A 1571-nucleotide genomic window follows, 5' to 3' on the forward strand; every position below is an offset into this window, starting at 1 on the left:
CATCATCGCCCAATATGCCCACCAGTAAGGTCCAGTTGCTCTGTTTAAGAATGCATATTGTTCATATTCAACACCAGAATACCAAGCAATAAATAACTCAGTTATATATGCTACACCTACTATAGAACCTGTAATCATGATTACAATATTCATTAATTCGATGTGTTGTACAGTAATATAATCTTCAAGGTTACACACTTTTCTCATAATAATAAGAAGTGTGTTTACCATTGCAAATCCAGAGAATACCGCTCCAGCAACAAAGTACGGCGGGAAAATGGTTGTATGCCAACCAGGAATAACTGATGTTGCGAAGTCAAATGATACAATAGTATGTACAGAAAGCACTAATGGCGTTGCTAATCCAGCAAGTACCAATGATACTTCTTCAAAACGTTGCCAATCTTTTGCTCTACCAGACCAACCGAAACTTAATAAAGAATATATTTTCTTTTGGAATGGTCTTACAGCTCTATCTCTTAACATAGCAAAATCTGGTAATAATCCTGTCCACCAGAATACCAATGATACAGATAAATATGTAGAAATCGCAAATACATCCCAAAGTAATGGTGAGTTAAAGTTAACCCATAATGAACCAAATTGGTTTGGAATTGGTAATACCCAGTATCCTAACCATGGACGACCCATGTGAATAATTGGAAATAAACCTGCTTGAACTACAGAGAAAATAGTCATGGCTTCCGCAGAACGGTTAATTGCCATTCTCCATTTTTGACGGAATAATAAAAGTACTGCAGAAATAAGTGTTCCTGCATGACCAATACCTACCCACCAAACAAAGTTAGTAATATCCCAAGCCCAACCAACGGTCTTGTTTAAACCCCAAGTTCCAATACCTGTAGATATTGTGTATAAAATACATCCGATTCCCCAAAGGAAAGCTACAAGTGCTATAGAAAATACTATCCACCATTGCTTATTTGCTTTTCCTTCTACAGGTTTAGCCACATCCACAGTTACATCGTGGTATGATTTTTCGCCTGTAACTAAAGGTCTTCTAATAGGTGCTTCGTAATGAGACGCCATAATTATATAATTGATTCTTTAATTAAATTTATGCTTCAGTTGTATTTCTCACTTTAGTATGATACTGCACATTAGGCTTAGTACCAACACTTTCTAATAAGTGATACATACGGTCATCTTTTAAAAGTTTTGCAACTTTACTGTCTTTATCATTGATATCTCCAAAATTCATAGCGCCGTTACTACATGCAGCAGAACAAGCGGTTTGGAATTCTCCATCTTTAATTTCACGTCCATCACGTTTTGCATCTAGAATAGTTTTTTGTGTTTTTTGAATACACATAGAACATTTTTCCATAACACCACGAGAACGAACAACAACATCTGGATTTAATACCATACGTCCTAAATCATCATTCATATGATAATCGAACTCATCATTTCCATTATATAAGAACCAGTTGAAACGACGTACTTTATAAGGACAGTTGTTTGCACAATATCTAGTACCTACACAACGGTTATATGCCATATGGTTTTGACCTTGACGACCATGTGATGTTGCAGCCACAGGGCATACA

1 protein-coding gene and 1 pseudogene are annotated in these 1571 nt (G+C 36.1%); both read right to left on the minus strand.

Annotated features, from left to right (window positions below; translation table 11 throughout):
- The coding region (gene nrfD, locus WBN21_RS03860) for an NrfD/PsrC family molybdoenzyme membrane anchor subunit (protein ID WP_424197980.1) at positions 1-1050 on the minus strand (1050 nt) is incomplete at its 3' end.
- A 28-nt stretch (positions 1051-1078) separates the two neighbouring features.
- Positions 1079-1571: pseudogene (locus WBN21_RS03865) on the minus strand (quinol:cytochrome C oxidoreductase); the annotation flags it as partial.

Origin of the sequence: Algibacter sp., assembly GCF_049667265.1 — a bacterium.
Classification (GTDB): domain Bacteria; phylum Bacteroidota; class Bacteroidia; order Flavobacteriales; family Flavobacteriaceae; genus Algibacter_B.